Source organism: Streptomyces sp. NRRL S-646, assembly GCF_000720765.1.
Lineage (GTDB): Bacteria > Actinomycetota > Actinomycetes > Streptomycetales > Streptomycetaceae > Streptomyces.
In genome coordinates this window covers 188,575-210,379 of the sequence record NZ_JODC01000010.1, presented here as the reverse complement: position 1 = coordinate 210,379, position 21,805 = coordinate 188,575, and the positions used below count along the sequence as shown (strand labels likewise).

The 21,805-nt window shown below is 69.2% G+C and carries 16 protein-coding genes and 2 pseudogenes; 11 read left to right on the top strand and 7 right to left on the bottom strand.

Annotated elements, in window-relative coordinates:
* Positions 1 to 107 precede the first annotated feature (107 nt).
* From IH68_RS0126820 to IH68_RS0126785, 9 genes and pseudogenes are all read left to right on the top strand, one after another.
* Positions 108 to 776 carry a DUF3000 domain-containing protein gene (locus IH68_RS0126820; protein ID WP_107057536.1) on the top strand — a complete coding sequence of 223 codons (669 nt, stop codon included), beginning with the start codon at positions 108 to 110 and terminating at the stop codon, positions 774 to 776.
* A gap of 221 nt (positions 777 to 997) precedes the next feature.
* Positions 998 to 1,660 (top strand): response regulator transcription factor, encoded by a 663-nt coding sequence (locus IH68_RS0126815; protein ID WP_030939825.1) that lies wholly within the window; start codon positions 998 to 1,000, stop codon positions 1,658 to 1,660.
* 259 nt (positions 1,661 to 1,919) lie between these two features.
* The gene (locus tag IH68_RS0126810; protein WP_199931931.1) at positions 1,920 to 3,224 is read left to right on the top strand and encodes a ribonuclease D; all 1,305 of its coding nucleotides are present in this window, start codon (positions 1,920 to 1,922) and stop codon (positions 3,222 to 3,224) included.
* 97 nt (positions 3,225 to 3,321) lie between these two features.
* A pseudogene (locus IH68_RS0126805) lies at positions 3,322 to 3,621 on the top strand (glycoside hydrolase family 2 protein); the annotation flags it as partial.
* Positions 3,614 to 3,760 (top strand): annotated as a pseudogene (locus tag IH68_RS58290) (LacI family transcriptional regulator); the annotation flags it as partial. The pseudogenes IH68_RS0126805 and IH68_RS58290, both read left to right, overlap by 8 nt.
* Before the next feature lie 128 nt (positions 3,761 to 3,888).
* Positions 3,889 to 5,115 (top strand): thiolase family protein, encoded by a 1,227-nt coding sequence (locus tag IH68_RS0126800; protein WP_030939819.1) that lies wholly within the window; start codon positions 3,889 to 3,891, stop codon positions 5,113 to 5,115.
* Positions 5,112 to 7,238 (top strand): 3-hydroxyacyl-CoA dehydrogenase NAD-binding domain-containing protein, encoded by a 2,127-nt coding sequence (locus IH68_RS0126795; protein WP_030939818.1) that lies wholly within the window; start codon positions 5,112 to 5,114, stop codon positions 7,236 to 7,238. The genes IH68_RS0126800 and IH68_RS0126795 overlap by 4 nt, the downstream gene beginning before the upstream one ends.
* 173 nt (positions 7,239 to 7,411) lie before the next feature.
* Positions 7,412 to 8,836 carry a cellulose binding domain-containing protein gene (locus tag IH68_RS0126790; RefSeq protein ID WP_030939816.1) on the top strand — a complete coding sequence of 475 codons (1,425 nt, stop codon included), beginning with the start codon at positions 7,412 to 7,414 and terminating at the stop codon, positions 8,834 to 8,836.
* 32 nt (positions 8,837 to 8,868) lie between these two features.
* The gene (locus IH68_RS0126785; protein ID WP_030939814.1) at positions 8,869 to 10,311 is read left to right on the top strand and encodes a polysaccharide deacetylase family protein; all 1,443 of its coding nucleotides are present in this window, start codon (positions 8,869 to 8,871) and stop codon (positions 10,309 to 10,311) included.
* Between the two features lie 39 nt (positions 10,312 to 10,350).
* Here IH68_RS0126785 and IH68_RS0126780 read toward each other — a convergent pair whose 3' ends face one another.
* Together IH68_RS0126780 and IH68_RS0126775 are read right to left on the bottom strand one after the other, a co-directional pair.
* Complete coding sequence (locus IH68_RS0126780) at positions 10,351 to 11,649, bottom strand: glycosyltransferase (RefSeq protein ID WP_234341607.1); 1,299 nt, start codon at positions 11,647 to 11,649, stop codon at positions 10,351 to 10,353.
* 331 nt (positions 11,650 to 11,980) lie between these two features.
* Positions 11,981 to 12,997: a hypothetical protein gene (locus IH68_RS0126775; RefSeq protein ID WP_030939811.1), complete on the bottom strand. Its 1,017-nt coding sequence runs from the start codon at positions 12,995 to 12,997 to the stop codon at positions 11,981 to 11,983.
* A 128-nt stretch (positions 12,998 to 13,125) separates the two neighbouring features.
* Here IH68_RS0126775 and IH68_RS0126770 point away from each other — a divergent pair, with 128 nt between their 5' ends.
* Positions 13,126 to 14,016, top strand: coding sequence for an NAD(P)-dependent oxidoreductase (locus tag IH68_RS0126770; protein WP_030939809.1), 891 nt, complete (start codon positions 13,126 to 13,128; stop codon positions 14,014 to 14,016).
* A gap of 35 nt (positions 14,017 to 14,051) precedes the next feature.
* Positions 14,052 to 14,426 carry a hypothetical protein gene (locus IH68_RS0126765; protein ID WP_030939807.1) on the top strand — a complete coding sequence of 125 codons (375 nt, stop codon included), beginning with the start codon at positions 14,052 to 14,054 and terminating at the stop codon, positions 14,424 to 14,426.
* 38 nt (positions 14,427 to 14,464) lie between these two features.
* On the opposite strand, the gene IH68_RS0126760 is transcribed toward IH68_RS0126765, so the two are convergent.
* From IH68_RS0126760 to IH68_RS0126740, 5 genes are all read right to left on the bottom strand, one after another.
* Entirely contained in the window at positions 14,465 to 15,961 is a 1,497-nt protein-coding gene (locus IH68_RS0126760; RefSeq protein WP_030939805.1) for an amino acid permease, read from the bottom strand.
* A gap of 147 nt (positions 15,962 to 16,108) precedes the next feature.
* Positions 16,109 to 18,037: a 1-deoxy-D-xylulose-5-phosphate synthase gene (gene dxs, locus IH68_RS0126755; RefSeq protein ID WP_030939802.1), complete on the bottom strand. Its 1,929-nt coding sequence runs from the start codon at positions 18,035 to 18,037 to the stop codon at positions 16,109 to 16,111.
* Positions 18,038 to 18,318: 281 nt separating this feature from the next.
* Entirely contained in the window at positions 18,319 to 19,638 is a 1,320-nt protein-coding gene (locus IH68_RS0126750) for a sugar ABC transporter permease (RefSeq protein WP_030939800.1), read from the bottom strand.
* Positions 19,635 to 20,426: an ATP-binding cassette domain-containing protein gene (locus IH68_RS0126745; RefSeq protein ID WP_030939798.1), complete on the bottom strand. Its 792-nt coding sequence runs from the start codon at positions 20,424 to 20,426 to the stop codon at positions 19,635 to 19,637. Before IH68_RS0126745 ends, IH68_RS0126750 begins: the two co-directional genes overlap by 4 nt.
* A gap of 248 nt (positions 20,427 to 20,674) precedes the next feature.
* On the bottom strand, positions 20,675 to 21,778 hold the full coding sequence (locus IH68_RS0126740; protein ID WP_234341604.1) for a sugar ABC transporter substrate-binding protein: 1,104 nt from the start codon (positions 21,776 to 21,778) through the stop codon (positions 20,675 to 20,677).
* Positions 21,779 to 21,805: the final 27 nt, after the last annotated feature.

The window sequence follows — 21,805 nt, the reverse complement described above, 5'->3', positions numbered from 1 at the left end:
CGCCCGAGGCGCTACGGCCGGGGTTCATGGGGCACTATCCGGACATGCGGACCCCGCACGGGTGTCCCTCCCTGCGCGAAGCCCCGGTTCCCCTTAATCTTCCCCGCATGGCTGCGGCTCAGGGACGACTGTCGGACGGCGCTGACGGAATGGACGACACCAAGGAGGGGGATCGGAATGGTGGCGGTACGCCTCCGTTGCCCTTCAGGGCTGCCGTCGACGCGCTGCGGACCGCGCGGCTGCGGCCGCAGATCGAGATCGAGCCGGCGCCGGCTCCCAAGCGGCTCGCGCCCTTCGCGTATGCGTTGGAGGCCACCGTCGTCGACGGCGACCAGGACCTGGCCGACGGCCGTCTGGTGCTGCTGTACGACCCGGACGGGCACGAGGCCTGGCGGGGCTCCTTCCGGCTGGTGACGCTGGTGCGTGCGGAGCTGGAGCCGGAGATGGCCGCCGACCCGCTGCTGCCGGACGTCTGCTGGTCCTGGCTGACCGGCGCGCTGCAGGCGCGCAGCCTGTCGTACGGCGAAGCGAGCGGCACTGTCACCCGGGCGAGCTCCCACTACTTCGGCGGTCTGGCGGAGCGCCCGGCCGCCTCGCAGATCGAGATCCGCGCCTCCTGGACGCCCCGCGAGGGTCTGGGCGGGGTACCGGACACGGCATCCCACCTGGCCTCCTGGTGCGATCTGCTGGCCCAGGTCGCGGGGCTGCCGCCGGCCGGTCCGGGTGATGCGTCGGTCGTGACGCTGCCGCAGCGGCGGGACCCGCAGTCACGCTGACGGCAGCTTGGCCGTCGCCTTGACCGTCACTTTGTCGATACGGCCACTTTCGGTCATGAATAGGGCCGCGAACGAACCGATTCGTTCATCGCACGATCGATCGCGTGTCCGAATTGCACTAATTGATACTCACTAAATCGTGATCTTTCCCTAAAGGACTTCGGGTTTGGTGCCGAAGACGACTGTGACCTTGAAAGCCGTCCCGCACCCCAGGAGGCCTGGTGTCCGTTCTCCTCGAGCAGCCCGCAAGCCTGGTCGCCTACCGCCCGAACAAGCCGACCGCCATGGTGGTCGTGGCCGACCCGCGCGTCCGCTCCACCGTCACCCGCCACCTGTGGGCGCTCGGTGTGCGCGACGTCATCGAGGCCTCGTCCATCGCGGAGGCTCGTCCCCGCATCGGCAACCCCCGCGACATCTGCGTCGCCGACGTCCACCTGCCCGACGGCTCCGGCCTCACCATCCTCTCGGAGACCCGCGCGGCGGGCTGGCCCAACGGCCTCGCCCTGTCGGCCGCCGACGACATCGGTGCCGTGCGCAACGCCCTCGCGGGCGGCGTCAAGGGCTATGTCGTCACCGGCACCCGTACCAACGTCGGGCTCCCCACCCGGCCTGGCGCCGCCCCCATTGGATCCGCCGCCGCGCGTATGCACCGCCGCCCCCCGGGTGCCCCGAGTCACCCGGGTGGCTACCGCGAGCTCTCCGGCCGTGAGGTCGAGGTGCTGCGACTGGTCGCGGAGGGCCAGTCGAACAAGGCGATCGGCGTTTCGATGGGCCTGTCCGCGCTGACCGTCAAGAGCCACCTCGCCCGCATCGCCCGCAAGCTCGGCACGGGTGACCGCGCCGGAATGGTCGCGGTGGCCCTGCGGACCGGCATCATCCACTGACCCCCACGTCTCCGCCCTTTACCTCTTCCCCCCTCCCCCGCCCTTTCCCCTGCCCTTTCCCCCGCCCCCTCTTCGCCTCTCTCCCCTGTACATCTCTGCCATTCACGGACGTGAACAGGATCGGCCGCTGATTCCCCGCCCGTGTCCCACCTGTCGTGAACCGGATCTTTCACCGACCTGACTGGTTTACGACCCCCAGGCGCCCGTCGACGGAACGTTACGTCGGCGGGCGCTGTCCATACACAGATACCCTTGACACGTGACCGACGCCCAAGAGACCGCAGCAGACAGCTCACTGCGAACCACCGGAGGCGCCCCTCCGGAAGACGGCGGAACATCTGTTACGGGGGCGCCGAACGCAGAACCGAGCCCGGAACCGATCCCTCTGCTCGAGCCGCGCGAGGGCATTCCGCCCGTGATCGCCGACGCGGACGCGCTGGCCGAGGTGGTCGCCGCCTTCGCGGCCGGTTCCGGCCCCGTCGCCGTCGACGCCGAGCGAGCGTCCGGCTACCGCTACGGCCAGCGCGCCTATCTCGTGCAGCTGCGCCGCGAGGGCGCCGGGACCGCGCTGATCGATCCCGTGGCCTGTCCCGATCTCTCGGCCCTCGGTGAGGCGCTCTCCGGTGTCGAGTGGGTGCTGCACGCGGCCACTCAGGACCTGCCGTGTCTGCGCGAGATAGGCATGGTGCCGACGCGGCTGTTCGACACCGAACTCGCGGGACGCCTCGCCGGGTTCCCCCGGGTCGGCCTCGGCGCCATGGTCGAGAACGTCCTCGGCTTCGTACTCGAAAAGGGCCACTCCGCCGTCGACTGGTCGACCCGCCCGCTGCCCGAGCCGTGGCTGCGGTATGCGGCGCTGGACGTCGAGCTGCTCGTCGATCTGCGCGACGCGCTGGAGAAGGAGCTGGACCGGCAGGGCAAGCTGGAGTGGGCCCGGCAGGAGTTCGACGCGATCGCCTCGGCTCCGCCGCCGGAGCCCCGCAAGGACCCCTGGCGGCGTACGTCCGGCATGCACAAGGTACGGCGGCGCCGGCAGCTCGCCGTGGTGCGGGAGCTGTGGGAGACGCGGGACCGGATCGCCCAGCGGCGGGACGTGTCGCCGGGGAAGGTGCTCGGGGACGCCGCCATCGTGGAGGCGGCGCTGTCGCTACCCAGCAATGTGCACGCGCTGGCCGCCTTGAACGGGTTCGGGAACCGGATGGGGCGCCGGCAGCTGGAGCAGTGGCAGGCTGCGGTGGACCGTGCGAAGGCTCTGGCGGAGGTCCAGTTGCCGGCGCCGGGACAGCCGGTGACCGGGCCCCCGCCGCCGCGCGCGTGGGCCGACAAGGACCCGGCTGCTGCGGCGCGCCTGTCGGCGGCCCGGGCGGCGGTGTCCGCACTGGCCGAGCAGCTGAACATGCCCCAGGAGAACCTGATCACGCCGGACACGGTGCGGCGGGTGTGCTGGGAGCCGCCGAAGGTAGTCGATGCGGACTCGGTCGGTGCGGCGCTCGCAGGTTTCGGCGCACGGACCTGGCAGATCGAGCAGGTGACGCCGGTGCTGGTCGCCGCGTTGTCCGCCTAGGAACACCTCCGTCCAGGAACACCCCCACCTGGCCGCCTCTCTCGTGAAGCCGTTGTCGATGTAGCGCTGCAGGCACAGGAAGACGATCAGTGTCGGCAGTGAGCCGGTTCTGGCCTCCGTCAACCAGCCGGCCGAGGCATGGACGGGCACGCCGACCCTGCGGCGGATGTCGGTGGACGGCGGCGTGGTCGGGGAGGCGGGGATGCGACTGGCCGCCGGGGCGCGGGCGGTCGGTGTCGTCGCCGTTCCCCGCGAGCCGGGCCCCCTCGGTGCCAAGGAGTTCCCGGTGGCGGACGCGGACGGGCTGCGAGCACTGCACTTTCCGGTGCCGGACCGTGAAGTCCCCTACCCGCGGCCCGAGTTCGCCGTCTCGTTGACGCCGGGTGCCGTCACCATCAAGCCATGACGTGCACGGATTCGGCGCGGACGCGGCCCGTACGCTGTTCGGTGTGATCACGGGAGAGGGGGCGGGGTCGCACCCCGTACCCACTCCGGTACTCACTCCCAGAGGCTCGACTGCCCCTCTTCGGGTGTGACCTTCGCCGCTCCGGCCTGCAGGGGTGTGCAGGCACGTTACCCGCAAGTAGCATGGGCCTGAGCGCGCGCTCAGCGCTTGCGCTTGCGCCGTGCAGCAGTGCCATCCCGCATCTGGAGGAGAGCCATCGTGCCTCGTACCGTCAGGGACGTCGTCTTCGTCGACGGCGTCCGTACCCCGTTCGGCAAGGCGGGCCCGAAGGGCATCTACCACGAGACCCGCGCCGACGACCTCGTCGTGAAGGCGATCCGGGAGCTGCTGCGCCGCAATCCCGGTCTCGACCCGAAGAAGATCGACGAGGTCGCCATCGCCGCGACCACGCAGATCGGCGACCAGGGGCTCACCCTCGGCCGCACGGCCGGCATCCTCGCCGGGCTGCCGCAGTCGGTCCCGGGCTACTCCATCGACCGCATGTGTGCCGGTGCGCTGACCGCGGTCACCACCACCGCCGGTTCGATCGCCTTCGGTGCGTACGACGCCGTCATCGCCGGTGGTGTCGAGCACATGGGCCGCCACCCGATGGGCGAGGGCGTGGACCCGAACCCGCGCTTCGTCAGCGAGAAGCTGGTCGACGAGTCCGCGCTGTTCATGGGCATGACCGCGGAGAACCTGCACGACCGCTACCCGACGATCACCAAGCAGCGCGCCGACGAGTACGCGGTGCGCTCGCAGGAGAAGGCCGCCAAGGCGTACGCCAACGGCAAGATCCAGCAGGACCTGGTGCCGATCTCGGTGCGCCGGAGCAACCCGGAGGCCGGTGAGACGGGCTGGGGCCTGGTCACCGCCGACGAGCCGATGCGCCCGGGGACCACCCTGGAGAACCTGTCGGGTCTGAAGACGCCGTTCCGTGTGCACGGCCGGGTCACCGCCGGTAACGCGGCCGGTCTGAACGACGGTGCGACCGCCTCGATCATCGCCTCCGAGGACTTCGCCCGCGAGAACAACCTGCCGGTCAAGATGCGCCTGGTCTCGTACGCCTTCGCGGGCGTCGAGCCGGAGGTCATGGGCTACGGCCCGATCCCGGCGACCGAGAAGGCCCTCGCCAAGGCGGGCCTGTCGATCGAGGACATCAACCTCTTCGAGATCAACGAGGCCTTCGCCGTCCAGGTGCTCGCCTTCCTGGAGCACTACGGCATCGCCGACGACGACGCCCGTGTGAACCAGTACGGCGGCGCGATCGCGTACGGCCACCCGCTGGCCTCCTCCGGCGTCCGTCTGATGACGCAGCTGGCCCGCCAGTTCGAGGAGCAGCCGGAGGTCCGTTACGGCCTCACCACCATGTGTGTCGGCTTCGGCATGGGCGCCACGGTGATCTGGGAGAACCCGAACCACAAGGACGCCGGAGGCAACAAGTGAGCACCACCGAACTCCTGAAGGGCGCGGCCGAGCTGTTCCCGGACGAGGTCGTGACGTCCGCGCACGTACGCCACCTCGACCTGCCGTACGGCGCCGGGCGCTTCGCGCTCATCACGCTGGACAACGGCTTCGACCACACCAAGCCGACCACCTTCGGCCCGGCCTCGCTGGCGAACCTCAACACCGCCATCGACCAGGTCGAGAAGGAGGCCTCGGCCGGCGAGATCGTCGGTGTCGGCATCACCGGCAAGCCGTTCATCTTCGCCGTCGGCGCGGACCTGAAGGGCGTCGAGCTCCTCAAGGAGCACAAGGACGCGCTCGCCATCGGCAAGGGCGGCCACGAGGTCTTCAAGCGCCTGTCGGGCCTCGCGGTCCCGACCTTCGCGTACTACAACGGCGCCGCGATGGGCGGTGGCGTCGAGGTCGGTCTGCACTGCAAGTACCGGACCGTCTCGAAGGCGCTCCCGGCGTTCTCGCTGCCCGAGGTCTTCCTGGGCCTGGTTCCCGGCTGGGGCGGCTGCACGATCCTGCCGAACCTGATCGGTGCCGACAAGGCCGTCTCGGTGATCATCGAGAACAGCCTGAACCAGAACAAGCAGCTCAAGGGTCAGCAGGTCTTCGACCTCGGTATCGCGGACGCGATCTTCGAGGGCGCGGACTTCCTGGAGCAGTCGCTGATCTGGACCGCTCAGGTGCTGAAGGGCGACGTCGAGGTCGAGCGTCCGGTGATCGACCGCGGTGAGGCCTGGGACCAGGCCGTCGCCAAGGGCCGCTTCATCGCGGACAGCAAGGTGCACGGCGCCGCTCCGGCCGCCTACCGCGCCCTGGACATCATCGCCGCCGCCAAGAACGGCGACCTGCAGCAGGGCTACGACGCCGAGGACAAGGCCCTCGCCGACCTGATCATGGGTGGCGAACTGCGCGCCGGCATCTACGCGTTCAACCTGGTGCAGAAGCGTGGCAAGCGCCCCGCGGGTGCGCCGGACAAGAACCTGGCCCGTCCGGTCACCAAGGTGGGCGTCGTGGGCGCGGGCCTCATGGCCTCGCAGCTCGCCCTGCTCTTCCTGCGCCGCCTCGAGGTGCCGGTCGTGCTGACCGACATCGACCAGGAGCGCGTCGACAAGGGTGTGGGCTACGTCCACGCCGAGATCGAGAAGCTGCTCGGCAAGGGCCGTATCAACCAGGACAAGGCCAACCGCCTCAAGGCCCTGGTCACCGGTGTGCTGGACAAGGCCGAGGGCTTCTCCGACGCCGACTTCATCATCGAGGCCGTCTTCGAGGAGATCGGCGTCAAGCAGCAGGTGTTCGCGGAGGTCGAGGCGGTCGCCCCGGCGCACGCGATCCTCGCCACCAACACCTCCTCGCTGTCCGTCTCCGAGATGGCGTCGAAGCTGAAGAACCCCGAGCGGGTCGTGGGCTTCCACTTCTTCAACCCGGTCGCGATCCTCCCGCTCCTGGAGATCGTGCGCGGCGAGCAGACCGACGACGCGTCGCTGGCCACCGCCTTCGCCGTCGCCAAGAAGCTGAAGAAGACCGCGGTTCTGGTCAAGGACGCCCCGGCGTTCGTCGTGAACCGCATCCTCACCCGCTTCATGGGCGAGATCCAGAACGTCATCGACGAGGGCACCCCGGTCGAGGTCGCCGAGAAGGCCGTCGAGCCGCTCGGTCTGCCGATGTCCCCGCTGGTGCTGCTGGAGCTGGTCGGTCCCGCGATCGGTCTGCACGTCTCGGAGACCCTCAACCGGGCCTTCCCGGACCGCTTCACGGTCTCCCCGAACCTCGCGGCCGTCGTCAAGGCGGGCAAGCGCGGCTTCTACGTGTACGACAGCGGGAAGCCGGAGCTGGACCCGGAGGTCGCCGCGCTGCTGAAGCAGGGCGATGTCGTCCTGACCGAGGAGCAGGTCCGTGACCGCGTCCTCGACGCCGTCGCCCAGGAGATCGGGCTCATGCTCGACGAGGGCGTCGTCGCCGAGGCCCAGGACATCGACCTCTGCCTGATCACGGGCGCCGGCTGGCCCTTCCACCTGGGCGGCATCACGCCGTACCTGGACCGCGAGGGTGTCTCGGAGCGCGTGAACGGCAAGAAGTTCCTGGCGCCGGGTGTGGCAAGCGTCCCTGCGTAACGGCACTGCCCTGAAAGGGGGCGGGCCGCCCGGTATCGATCCGGGCGGTCCGCCCCCTTTACCGTGCGTTTACCGTTAGGATCTCCACACAGTCAGATCACATTCTTCACATTCAGTTGCCGTTCCTGATCAGAGACGGGTCGGAACGTATCGATTTCCTGCGGAGGAACTCCGTGGCGTCCACCCGCCGCCGCCAACAACCCCGACGTCGGGTGTGGCCCAAGGTCAAGCTGCTCCTTCTCGTTGCGGTTGTGGCCGCGGGCGCCACGGCGCTGTATCCGATCTGGCGCAAGGCGAACCCGGACCCGCCCGAGCTCACCGTCCGGTACCGGACGGCCACACCCGCGGCGGCCACGACGGCCGAGCCCTCGCTTGAGATCTTCAACGAGTCGAAGAAGCCGCTGCCGCTGAGTGAGGTGACGCTGCGGTACTACTTCACGGCGGACGGCGGCTCGTACGCCTTCAACTGCGTCCAGGCCGCCTTCGGCTGCTCCGACGTCGCCGGGAGCGTCGTCGAGCTGGACAAGCCCACCGGGACCGCCGACCACTGTCTCGAGCTCAGGTTCGCGGACGGGGCGGGCACGCTGCAGCCGGGCGCCAACAGCAAGGGCCTCGACGTCCAGCTGTACCGCGTCGACCACAAGAAGCTCGACCAGTCGAACGACCGCTCCTTCGACGCAGGGAAGACGACGTACAAGGAGTCGAAGACGGTCACCGCGTACAAGCGCGGGGTTCTCGCCTGGGGCGAGGAGCCGGACGGCACGAAGCCCGACGACTCCAAGGGCACCTCAAAGACCGCCGCCCGTCCCCTGCCGACCGTCCCCTCCGGTGTCCTCTTCGACAACTTCCACTACACCGGCCCGAAGGACCCCGCGCTGTTCAGGCACGGCTGGCTGGTCCGCACGAGCGGCGGCGGGCCCGGCATCCACGACACGTGGTCGGCCGACGGCGTCACCTTCCCCTCCGACAAGGACGCCCTGGGCGACGGCCAAGTGCTCGATCTCCGTGCCCGCACGGACGGTACGAAGTCCGGCACCAAGCAGGCCAGTGTGGGCACTTCGGGACGCGAATTCCGCTCCGGGACGTACGCCGCCCGGATCCACTTCAGCGACGACCCCACGTCCGGCAGGAACGGCGACCACGTCAACCAGACCTTCTACACCATCGGCGGCAAGGGCCCGACATACAGCGAGCTCGACAACGAGTACTTGCCGAACGGGGGCTGGGGACGGCTCGGCCCCAAGCTGGACAACGTGACCTGGCACACCGTCGAGGACCGTGTGTACAACACGACCGTCAAGAGCCTGGCCGGCTGGCGCACCGTCGTGATGACGGTCAAGGACGGCGTGGTGACCTACCGCGTCGACGGCAAGAAGATCTACAGCACCAGCGGCAAGTACGCCCCGCGCGCGGGCATGTCCGTGAACTTCAACACCTGGTTCATCGACCTGCCCTTCAAGGGCGGCGAGCGCGCCTGGGACATGAAGGTCGACTGGCTCTACTACAGCGCCAAGGACGCGATGTCGCTCGACGGCATCGACGCGGCGGTCAAGAACTACAGCGAGAACGGACTGAACTACTTCAACACCACATCCTGAGCCGGGGGGCCAGTATGAATTGGGGGGCACGCATGAGCCGTGAAAAGGCCCTGGACGCACAGGGGTTGAGCCGCCGGTCCGCACTGCGACTGGCCGGAACCGCGGGGCTGGTGACGGCCGGCGGTGCCTCGCTCAGTACCGCCTCGGCCGGACCGGTGGCGGCTGTCGGCCCGGGGAGCCTGGGCACACCACCGCCATACGCTCCTTCCGGTCGCCGTCCCAGATACCGGCGCGCCACCTGGTCCCAGCAGTTTCAGTCCGGGCACGGCTGGAGTGCCGCCGGCACCGGCACCTCCTCCGCCGACGTGAACGACACCTCGCTGTTCGTGCGCGGTACCCAGTCGGTGCGGGTGACCACCACGGGCACAGGAAATCAGTCGTACGTCCGCAGGCTCGGCGGTGCGGCGACGAGCCTGACCGGCAAGGCGGTCCGGCTCGTCCTCCGGGTCGACGACACCGCCCACCTGTCGAAGATGTCCTTCTACCTGGGCACCGGCTCACTCGCGAACCACTTCCTCTGGCAGTTCCACACGCACTCCGCCACCGCCACGAACTACGTGCAGTCCGGCGAGTGGGTCACGGTGCACCTGCAGTGGGCCGACGTCACCAGCGCGGCCGGGACGTACTCGATCTCGTCCGCCGGAGTGCCGTCCACCACGACCGGCTTCACGGACATGTCCTTCGCGGTGTACGACAACGCGGGCGGCCCGGTGACGTACCACCTCCAGGCCGTCGAGCTGATCCCGGACACCTCGTCCGTCTTCCCCAAGGGCGTCGTCTCGATCACCTTCGACGACTCGCACACCTCCGTGCACGGGCTCGCCCGGCCGGTGATGGACGCGTACGGCTGCTCCGGCACCGTCTACAACATCGCCGACGCCATCGGCAGCGACACCTTTCTGACGCTTGATCAGATGCGGTCGCTGCAGGACTTCTCGGGCTGGGAGATGGCCGGGCACGCGTACGCGACGAGCGCCCACACGGCGAGCTACAGCGCCCTCACCGCTCAGCAGGTGGACGACGATCTGCGGACCCTGCGGGAATGGCTCGTCGGCAACGGCTTCACCAGCGAGCACTTCGCCTATCCGCACGGCGCCTTCGAGAAGACCACGGACGGCGTGCCGGTGGACCGGATCGCGAGCCGGCACTTCACCACGGCCCGGTCGATCGTCTCCGAGACCATCGAGTCCTTCGCGCCCGCGATGCCGTACCGCCTGAAGGCGCTCACCGGCATCAACGACGGCTCGGGAATCGGCGGTACGGCGCTTGCGAACCTGATCGCGGCCGGCGGCCGGCTCGACCGGTGCGCGCACAGCGGCGACTGGCTGATCCTCTGTCTGCACCGGATCGTGGCCGGGGCTCCGGCGGCCAGCACGGAAATCAGCAGGGCGGGCCTGGACACGCTGATGAAAGCGATCACCGACCGGGGGATTCCCGTGCTGACGGTGGCCGAGGCGATGGCGTACTACACGTAGGGAACGGCCGAGGGGGCGGCCACAACCGCCCCCTCACGCTCACCAGCCCTGGCCGCCCTGCCGCCAGGAGGGATCGACGTACTGGCCTTGGTGGTCCGGGTAGTTGGGGTTCTGCCCGTTGTGGTACGGGTCGTGCTGTCCGCCCTGCCACTGTGGTTCCGGGGTGCCCCAGGACACCCGCTGCTGGGGCGCGTAGGCGTGCTGCTCGTCGTAGCCGGGCAGCGGCTGCGGCTGGCTGGGGATGGCGGGGGCGACGCGGTGGGCCGTGCGGCGCAGCGCCGCGCCCTCGAGACGCATCAGCTGGAGCGTCTCAGTGACCTTCTTGTCGGAGTACGGGTCCTCTTCCTCGAAGATCTCCGTCACGTCGGCCTCGTGATCGCCGGCCACGGACACCTCGACGCCGGCCTGCCGGGTGCCCCAGCTGCCCTTGTGCAGGGTGAGCAGCGCATAGAAGCGGAGCGGGGTCAGCAGCGTCAGCTGGATCACGCCGTAGATCGGTGCCAGCAGGAACATGCCGAAGCGCTTGATGAAGCCCATGCCACGGCGCGGGAAGTCGAGGTAGCGGACGTTGCGGAGGTAGCCCATCAGCACCATGAAGACGAGGTAGTCACCGATGTGGGCGACGAAGCGATCCGGATGCACGATCGGCGTGATGACCATCGAGTAGAACATCGCCGTGCCGAAGACCAGCCACAGCGCTAGTTCCATACAGGTCAGCCAGAAGGCGGGGCGGTACTTCTTCTGGTGCGTGAAGGCCCACAGGGACTCGCGGAAGAAGGACTTGTTCCAGCGGACCTGCTGGCGCAGGAAGTGCGGCAGCTTCTCGGGGACGGCCGTGTAGCCGACGGCGGTCTCCTGGAAGACGACCTGCCCTTCCATGAGGCAGTAGTTGGTCATGCGGCGGTCGTCACCGAAGACGGCCGGCTTGCCCAGGAACTGCTGGTTGAGGAAGTCCGGGAGGTACTTGCGCACCAGCGTGCCGCGGTACGCGGAGAGCGCGCCGCAGCAGCACAGGACCGACTTCAGACGGGAGTACGCGGCCCGCTCGAAGAGGAAGGAGTTGCCGTACCTGAGGTCCTGCAGGCGCGTGAAGATGTTGCTGTCGTGGTTGAGCGCCAGCACCATGCCGGTGGACGCCATGATCTTCTCGTCGGCCAGCGGCAGCAGCAGCTCGCGGACGGTGTCCCGGGACAGAACCGTGTCCGAGTCCACGCACAGGAAGATGTCCGAGTACGGCGCCGCCTCGAAGCCCAGCGCCAGGGCCTCGCGCTTGCCCTTGTTCTCGGGCTGCACGCTGACGGTGTACTTCACACCACGGGCCTCGAACTCGCGGCGCATCTTCTTCGCGGCACGGATGCCGCCTCATTCCCAACCCCGTTGGCACGGCAACAGAAGCGCGGGCGGCTCTCGGCCACCCGCGCGAAAAAAATCGAACAAGTTGGGGAAGGTTAACAAGACCTTCACATCGTCACCACAAGTGCCTCAAGTGCCTCTTGTCACGCACACATCTGTACAACCTTTTCCATACCTTGAGTGTCTCCTGTAACTAACTGCCCCCATGTGATCCCGTTCGGCTGGTAAACGGAACGACCTGAGGCACTCGCCGGGCGACGGCAGGAACCGGCCACAGCGGTAAGCGGAAGCGGACGAGGCGCTGAACCGCGGGGCGTCAGACCTCCCGCCAGGCCTCCAGCGCCAGTCCCGGCTCGTCCTTGCGGCGGGTGAGCAGGAGCTGTCCGGTCGACGGGGACAACGTTGCCGCCACCACCCGCCCATCCTCATCCACCGCGAGTGACACCACGGCGTCCGCCGGAAGCTGTGGTCCCGATTCCGCCCACCACGCCCCTGCCGACTCCTGCTCCGTCGGATACGCGGCAAAGGCGACCCGCCCACTGGAAGAACGCTGCGCGAGCAACGTGCAGTCGTGGCCGTCGAGTTCGCAGCGCACTGCGGAGACGGGGCCGGGTCCGGCGGAGGGCAGCAGGGTGACGGGCTTGGTGCCGGGGCGCCAGGCGCACAGGTCTCCCGACTCGTCGGTGTAGAAGAGGGTCGTACCGTCCGGGGAGGTGGCCAGCGCGTACAGGGTGTCCGGGCGGACCGGCGCCTCCATCGCCTCCTCCAGGCCCGGCTGGGCGCCCGCCTCCTCCTGCCGCCAGTGCAGGATGCCGCCGGGGACGGCCGCGTACACCTCAACGCGGCCCGACTCCCCCGTCACCGCGGCCAACTCCCCTTGTACGTCACGCCCCTTGAGGTCCCGCCAGGGGTCCCAGCCGCCCTTCTCCTTCTGCGCGACCATGCTCACCCCGCCGCCGTTGTTGCGGACGAAGACATGGGCGCGTCCCTCGGCGTCGACCGCGATGGCGGGCGGGCCGGTGCGGGCTCCCTTCTTGTCGGGGTGCCCGACCGGCGCCCAGTCGAGGGCCGCGAGCCGGGGCCGGAAGTGGGTGGAGTGCACGAGGCCCGCCTCGCCGGACACGGTGGGCCGCCAGGAGACCAGATGGGCGTAGGAGTCGCTGCCCTGTCCGACCGCGGGTGACGGGTGCAGCCTCTGCTCGCCGCCGACCCGGTGCGCGTCCGTCCAGGGACCGCCGGGTGAGCGTTCCGCCCGGCACAGGAGGGCGTCGTCCGTGGGGAGGTAGACACTGAGCCGGCCGTCACGGCCGCGTAGGAGCCAGTCGCCGTTCACCGCTTCACTCTAAGCGGGGCGACACGCGGGCCGCGGCCCGGCCCCTGTGTCCTGTGCGTGCGGCCGGACGCAGAGCGGGCAGGCTGTTCCTCAGCAACCACAGCAACAGTGAGAAGGAAGCCGATCTCATGACCGACCAGCTCACCGTGAGCGTCCTCGGCACCGGCATCATGGGCGCCGCCATGGCCCGCAACCTTGCCCGCGCCGGCCACTTGGTCCGCGTCTGGAACCGCACCCGCGCCAAGGCCGAGCCGCTCGCCGCCGACGGAGCGCACATCGCCGACACGCCCGCCGAGGCCGTCCAGGGCGCCGATGTCGTCCTGACCATGCTCTACGACGGTCCCGCGGCCCTGGACGCCATGCGCGAGGCCGCCCCCGCGCTGCGCCCCGGCGCCGCCTGGGTGCAGTCGACCACGGCCGGCATCGGGGCGATCGCGGAACTGGCCGCGTTCGCCGACGAGCACGGCCTCGTCTTCTTCGACGCCCCGGTGCTCGGCACCCGCCAGCCCGCTGAGGCCGGACAGCTGACAGTGGTGGCCGCCGGGCCCGTCGAGGGCCGGGCGGCGGTACAGCCGGTGTTCGACGCGGTCGGCGCCCGCACGCTGTGGACCGGGGACGACGGCGCGGCAGGCAGCGCGACCCGGCTGAAGCTGGTCGCCAACAGCTGGGTCCTCGCCGCGACCGCGGCGACCGGTGAGGTGCTGGCCCTGTCCCAGGCGCTCGGCGTCGACCCGCAGAACTTCTTCGACCTGATCGCGGGCGGTCCGCTCGACATGGGTTACCTCAAGGCCAAGGCCGGACTGGTCCTGAACGACCAGCTGTCTCCCGCCCAGTTCGCGGTGGCCACGGCCGCCAAGGACGCCCGTCTGATCGTCGAGGCAGGCCGCCAGAACGGCGTCCGCCTGGACGTGGCCGCCGCGACCGCCGAGCGCATGGAGCGGGCCGCCGCGCAGGGACACGGCGACGAGGACATGGCCGCCGCGTACTACGCCAGCTTCGACGAGAAGCCGGTGGACTGAGCGGCCGGCAGCGGCGGTTGTGCGAACCTTGCCGCATGAGTGAGAGCGACCCCCTGCTCGTGATCGTCGACGCCGCGAACGTCGTCGGGTCGGTGCCCGACGGCTGGTGGCGTGACCGGCGGGGGGCCGCGGAACGCCTCCGCGACCGGCTCGCGGCCGACGGTCTCCCCGGCCACTCCGGTCCCGTGGAGATCGTCCTCGTGGTGGAGGGTGCGGCGCGCGGGGTGGAGACGGTGCCCGGCGTCCAGGTCGAGTCGGCGCCGGGCAGCGGGGACGACCACATGGTCGACCTGGTCGCCGGGGCGGGGGAACGCCCGGTCCTGGTGGTGACAGCGGACCGGGAACTGCGGTGCAGGGTGCAGGAGTTGGGGGCGGAGGTCTCGGGCCCCCGTACCGTCAGGCCTGCGTGACAAGGGAGTTGACCACTCCCCCTCCCGGCCCGGCGGCTTCAAGACCTCGCCGACCCGGTCTGCTCGCCGCGTGCGAGACGGCTGTGGGAGCGGCCGTAGAGGAAGTACACGAAGAAGCCGATCACCATCCAGATGGCGAACCGGAGCCAGGTCTCGGCGGGCAGGTTGAGCATCAGCCACAGCGAGGCGCACACCGACAGGATCGGGATGACCGGGACCCACGGGGTGCGGAAGGCGCGGGGCAGGTCGGGGCGGGTGTTGCGGAGGATGATCACGCCGATCGCGACGACGATGAACGCGAACAGCGTGCCGATGTTCACCAGTTCCGCGAGTTCGCTGAGGCTGGTGAAGCCCGCGACGATCGCGATGATCACGCCGAGCAGGATGGTCGGCCGGTGCGGGGTCCTGAACCGCGGGTGGACGTGCGAGAAGAAGCGCGGCAGCAGTCCGTCGCGGCTCATCGCGAAGAAGACCCGGGTCTGCCCGAGGAGCAGGATCATGCAGACCGTCGTCAGGCCGACGGCGGCGCCGAAGCTGATGAAGCCCGCGAACCAGGGGTGTCCGGTGGCCTTGAAGGCGTCGGCGAGCGGGGCGCTCACGGACAGCCTGGTGTAGTGCTCCATCCCGGTGACGACGAGCGACACGGCGACGTACAGCACCGTGCAGATGACGAGCGAGCCGAGGATGCCGCGCGGCATGTCCCGCTGCGGGTTCCTGGTCTCCTCGGCGGCCGTGGCGACCACGTCGAAACCGATGAACGCGAAGAAGACGACGGACGCGGCGGTGAAGATGCCCATCACGCCGAAGTTGGAGGGCGCCCAGCCGAACATCAGCTGGATGAGCGGGGCCTTGAGGCTGCCGCCCGCCTCCACCGTCTGCGACTTCGGGACGAACGGCTGGTAGTTGTCGCCCTTGACGAAGAACAGACCCGCGACGATCACGGTCAGAACGACGGTCACCTTGATGGCGACGACGACGGAGGTGACCCGCGCGGAGAGCTTCGTACCCACCACGAGGATCGCGGTCAGCACCAGGACGAGGGCGGCGGCGAGGATGTCGAAGCCGAAGCCGTGCGCCCCCTCCCTGCCGCTCAGCCTCTCGGGCAGATGCCAGCCGGCGTTGTCGAGGAGTGAGGCGATGTACCCGGACCAGCCGACGGCCACCACCGCCGTACCGAGCGCGAACTCCAGGACCAGGTCCCAGCCGATGATCCAGGCGGGCAGTTCGCCCAGGGAGGCGTACGAGAAGGTGTACGCCGAGCCGGCCACCGGGACCGTGGAGGCGAACTCGGCGTAGCAGAGCGCGGCGAGCCCGCAGGCGACGCCGGCCGCGACGAAGGCCAGGGCGACGGCGGGGCCGGCGTTGTTCTTGGCCACCGTGCCGGTGAGAACGAAGATGCCGGTACCGATGATGACGCCGACGCCGAAGACCGTCAGATCGAGCGCGGACAGGGATTTCCTGAGCGCGTGCTCGGGTTCCTCGGTATCGAGGATGGACTGCTCGACCTTCTTCGTCCGGAAGAGGGTGCTGCTCACGGGCTTACCTCCCACGCTTCGTCGTCCTCGACATGATCGAGAGGGGGCGTACTGCGTATGCCCCGGCGCAGGCGGATTCACGCAGATGGGCCGCTTTCACCACCCTTCGCGGTGATGGAAGCGGCCCATCCGGTCGTATTGGGCGGGTCAGTCGCGCGCGGGCTCCACCGAGTCGACCTCCGCCGCCTCACGGTTGAAGCGGCCGTCGAGCCTGGACACGAGGCCGGTGACCTGGCGGGCGATGTCGGGAGCGGTGAGCCCGATCTCCGTCATCACCTCGGCGCGGGAGGCGTGGTCGAGGAAGCGCGGCGGGATGCCGAAGTCGCGCAGCGGTACGTCGACGCCCGCGTCGCGCAGGGCCTGTGCGATCGACGAACCGACACCGCCGACCCGGGAGTTGTCCTCGACGGTGACGACCACGCGGTGCCGCTCCGCGAGGGGCGCCATGGCCTCGTCGACGGGCTTGACCCAGCGCGGGTCGACGACGGTGGTGGAGATGCCCTGCTTGTCGAGCAGGGAGGCGATCTCCAGGCACATGGGAGCCAGGGCGCCCACGGAGACGAGCAGCACGTCCGGCGTGTCCGTCCCCGGCTCGCGCAGGACGTCCATGCCGCCCACCCGTCCCACGGCGGCCACGGCGGGGCCGACGGCGCCCTTGGAGAAGCGCACCACGGTCGGCGCGTCCTTGACCTCGACGGCCTCCCGCAGCTGCGCCCGCACCTGGTCGGCATCGCGTGGCGCGGCGAGCCTGAGTCCGGGCACGACCTGCAGGATCGACATGTCCCACATGCCGTTGTGGGAGGCTCCGTCGGTGCCGGTGATGCCGGCCCGGTCCAGGACGAAGGTGACACCGCACTTGTGCAGGGCGACGTCCATCAGGACCTGGTCGAAGGCGCGGTTGAGGAAGGTGGCGTAGACGGCGAAGACGGGGTGCAGTCCGCCGGTGGCGAGGCCCGCCGCGGAGACGGCTGCGTGCTGCTCGGCGATGCCGACGTCGTAGATCCGCTTCGGGAAGGCGTCCGCGAACTTCTTCAGGCCGACCGGCTGCAGCATCGCCGCGGTGATGGCGACGATGTCCTTGCGCTCCTGGCCGAGCCGGACCATCTCGTCGCCGAACACGGAGGTCCAGTCGGCGCCGGAGGCCTTGATGGGCAGGCCGGTGTCGGGGTGGATGGGGCCGATGCCGTGGAAGCGGTCGGCCTCGTCCTGGAGGGCGGGCTGGTAGCCGCGGCCCTTCTCGGTGAGGCAGTGGACGATCACCGGGCCGCCGAACCGCTTGGCGCGCGCCAGCGCCGACTCCAGGGCCTCGATGTCGTGTCCGTCGATGGGACCGACGTACTTCAGGCCGAGGTCCTCGAACATGCCCTGCGGTGCGATGAAGTCCTTCAGGCCCTTCTTCGCGCCGTGCAGGGTCTCGTAGAGCGGCCTGCCGACGACGGGCGTGCGCTCCAGCAGGTCCTTGCCGCGGGCCAGGAACCGCTCGTACCCGTCGGTCGTACGAAGGGTGGCCAGGTGATTGGCGAGGCCGCCGATGGTCGGGGCGTAGGACCGCTCGTTGTCGTTGACGACGATGACGAGGGGCCGGTCCTTGGCGTCGGCGATGTTGTTGAGGGCCTCCCAGGCCATGCCGCCGGTCAGCGCGCCGTCACCGATCACGGCGACCACGTGGTCGTCGCGCTCCAGGATCTGGTTGGCCTTGGCGAGGCCGTCGGCCCAGCCGAGCACCGTGGAGGCGTGGCTGTTCTCGATGACGTCGTGCTCGGACTCGGCCTGCGAGGGGTAGCCGGACAGGCCGCCCTTCTGCTTCAGCTTCGCGAAGTCCTGGCGGCCGGTGAGCAGTTTGTGCACGTAGGACTGGTGGCCCGTGTCCCACAGCACCTTGTCCTTCGGGGAGTCGAAGACACGGTGCAGGGCGATGGTGAGCTCGACGACGCCCAGGTTGGGGCCGAGGTGGCCGCCGGTCTTGGAGACGGCGTCGACGAGGAAGGTCCGGATCTCCTCTGCCAGCTGGTCCAGCTGCTCCAGGCTGAGCCGGTCCAGATCGCGCGGTCCCCTGATGCGGGTCAGCAGCGGCACCCGTGCCTCCTTGCAGTAGAGCTGTTGCCGGGCTTGTCGAGTCTAATGTTCCGCCTGTGCGGCCGACGCCCGGGCGGTGCGTGATAGGTCACGCGATCGGCTGTACCCAAGATCCGCCGGGCCTATGACATGACTGTGCCCGGCACCGCCATTGGCACCGGGCACAGGTAGAGGGAGGAAGGCCGCCGCAAGGGGCGCCCTGCAGGGGCGCGGGGAACTGCGCGACCAGCCACACACGGCCGGCACCCGCCAATCCACCGCACCCCCACGGCGCGACCGCGTTACGCGCGACCCGCAGCCTTCTGACTCCTACGAGAGACGGAGTCAATGACAACCGCACCGAGCAGAACCGCACCCGTGATCATGTACTGGATGGACGTGTTCATGTTGAGCAGGTCCAGGCCGGTCTGGATCGACTGGATGACCAGCATGCCCAGGAGGGCGGACCAGACCGAACCTCGGCCGCCGAACAGGCTTGTACCGCCGATGACCGCAGCGGCGATGGCGAGCATCAGGGTGTTGCCGCCACCGGCGGTCAGCGTCGCGCTCGCGGTCTGGCCGGCGAAGAACATGCCGCCGATCGCAGCGAACATGCCGGAGATGGCGAACACGGTGATCCGGACCACGGGCACGCTGATACCGGCACGGCGGGCCGCCTCGATGCCGCCGCCGACCGCGAAGACCTTGCGCCCGAAGGTGGTGCGCCGCAGCACGAAGTCGACGACCACGAGACAGGCGAGGAAGATCACCAGGGCGTTGGAGACACCGGCGGCGTTGTTCAGCACCGCCGCGGCCACGAAGGACGCCACTGCAAGCAGAGCGACCCGCACCAGGATCTCGCTGGTGGGGCGGAAGGGCACCCCGGCCGCCCGGCGGCGGCGCTGCTCGTTGAACTGGCCCACGAGCGACAGGACGACACCGAGGCCGGCCAGCAGATAGGCGCCGACGATCGCCTGGTCCATGAAGAAGGAGTTCTGGCCGAAGAGGTGCACCGGGCCGGTGTCGGCCGGGATGTTGATGGTGCCGCTGGAGCCCAGCAGCCACAGCATCAGTCCGTTCCAGCCCAGGAAGCCGGCGAGTGTCACCACGAAGGCCGGCACGCCGATCCTCGCGAAGAAGAAGCCGTGCAGTGCACCGATGCCGATACCGGTGAGGATCGTCAGGACCAGAGCGAGCCAGTCGTTCATCCCGTGCTCGACCACGAACACGGCGAAGATCGTCGAGGCCAGGCCACTGACCGAGCCGACGGAGAGGTCGATCTCGCCGAGCAGCAGCACGAACACCAGGCCGATGGCGAGCATGCCGGTGGCCGACAGGTAGTAGCTGATGTTGGAGAGGTTGTCGGCGCTGAGGAAGCGGTCGTTCTTCAGCTGGAAGATCGTCCAGATGATGATCAGGCCGATGACGACCGGCAGCGAGCCCAGCTCGCCGCCCTTCACCTTGCGCTTGAACTCGGTGAGGTAGCCCTTGAAGCCCTCTTCACGGACCAGCAGTCGCGGGTCGACGACGGCGACACCGGCTGCCGTCGGGTCGTCGGCCGGGGCCGCGGTCCCCTGCTCCGGTGCGGTGCCCGTCTTGGAAACCTTGGACGTGTCACTCACTGTGCCGCCTCCGTGGTGCGACGCCCCGCACGACGGGTCACGGCGTTGTCCGTGGCTCCGGTGATCGCGGCGATGATCTCTTCGTGACTGGTGTCCTTGACGGGGAAGGAACCGTTGTTCCTGCCCAGGCGAAGGACGGCGACGGTGTCTGCGACGGCCTTCACGTCGGCCATGTTGTGGCTGATGAGGATGACGGCGAGGTTCTGCTCGCGCAGCCGCTCGACGAGGTCGAGGACCTGGGCCGTCTGCTCGACGCCGAGGGCGGCGGTGGGCTCGTCGAGGATGACGACCTTGGGCTCGCCGATCAGGGCGCGGGCGATGGCGACAACCTGGCGCTGGCCACCGGAGAGGCTGGCGATCGGGATGCGCACGCTCGGGATGCGGATGGAGAGCGTGCTCAGCAGCTCCCGGGCCTTCTTCTCCATCGACACCTCGTCGATGACACCGCGGTGCAGCAGCTCGCGTCCGAGGTAGAGGTTGCCGACCACGTCAAGGTTGTCGCACAGGGCGAGGTCCTGATAGACGGTCGCGACGCCGAGTCCCTGGGCGTCGTGCGGCTTGTTGATGCTGACCGGCCGGCCCTCCCACTCGATGACGCCGTCATCGATGGGGTGGACACCTGCGATCGTCTTGACCAGGGTCGACTTCCCTGCGCCGTTGTCGCCGACCAAAGCGACGACTTCTCCGGCGTGGACCTCCAGTTCGACATCGGTGAGGGCCTGAACCGCACCGAATCGCTTGGAGACTCCGCGCAACGCCAGCACGGGCGTAGCGGACACGTGAACCATCTCCTTCGCCGCCTGACCGGCGGGGATGCCGCGCTTGGGGTAGTGCGCGGAGAGGTGTGCGAGAACGCACGAGGTTTACAGGATGAACATGCGCGAATCCGCTGCCCTTGGCAACGGTTCCGTCCGGCGCCCGTCCCGGTAGCGGGGTATGAAGGCCGGGACGGACGCCGGACAGGCTTCGCGGGACCGCGGGGCGGTCGCGGCTCGGGTGACTGCCCAGGAGTCCGGGCAGTCACTCGGGTACGTGCCTACTCGAGGCCGGCGGCCTTGCAGGCCTTGGCGTAGGCGGCGGTGCAGATCTGCTTGACGGTGTACAGACCGTCCTTGACGACCGTGTCCTTGATGTTGGCCTTGGTGACCGAGACCGGGGTCAGCAGCTGGGAGGGCACCTTGTCGCCGGAGCCGCTGGTCAGCGTCTCAGTGGCGAGGGAGGAGATGCTCTTGCCCTGGGCCAGGTCGACGGCGAGCGTCGCGGCGCCCTCGGCCTCCGGCTTGTAGGCCTTGTAGACGGTGCTGGACTGGCTGCCCGCGAGGATGCGCTGGATGGCAGCGAGCTCCGCGTCCTGACCGGTCAGCGGGATACCGGCGATGCCCGCGCCCTTCAGGGTGTTGGCGATGCCACCGGCCATGCTGTCGTTGGCGGAGTAGACGCCAGCGATGTTCTTGGCCCCGAGCTGGGTGATGGCCGCGGACATCTTCTGGGCGGCCACGGTGTCCTTCCACAGACCGGACTGCTCGTAGGCGATGTTGACCTTGCCGTCGAGGGCCTGGTGCGCGCCCTTCTTGAACTGCGCGGCGTTCGGGTCGGCGTCGTCACCGTTGATCATGACGACCTTGGAGCTCTTGGTCGCCTTGGAGCCCAGCGAGGTGAGCAGCGCCTGGCCCTGCAGCTCGCCGACCTTGACGTTGTCGAAGGAGATGTACGCGGAGACCGGGCCCTGCGCGAGGCGGTCGTAGGCGACGACCTTGATGCCCTTGTTGACCGCGGTCTGGATCGAGGACTTGATGGCCGCGGAGTCCTGGGCGCTGATCACAATGACCTTGACGCCCTTGGTGATCATGCTGCTGACCTGCTGCGCCTGCTTGGCGGCATCTGCGTTGGCGTTGGCGTACTGAACCGAGCAGCCGGAGCAGAGCGCCTTGACCTTGGCCTCGAACAGCGGCCGGTCGAACTGCTCGTAGCGGGTCTGCGTGTTGTCGGGAAGAAGCAGGCCGATCGAGGCCTTGGTGCCGCCGGAGCTCGAGCTGCCGGAGTCGTTCTTCTTGTCACCGGCCTTGCCGCAGGCGGCCATGGAGAGAGCCATCGAAACCGCAGCCGTGCCGATCACGACTCTACGCATCGTTGCGTTCATGAGGGGTGCCTCCCTGACAGGGCCGCA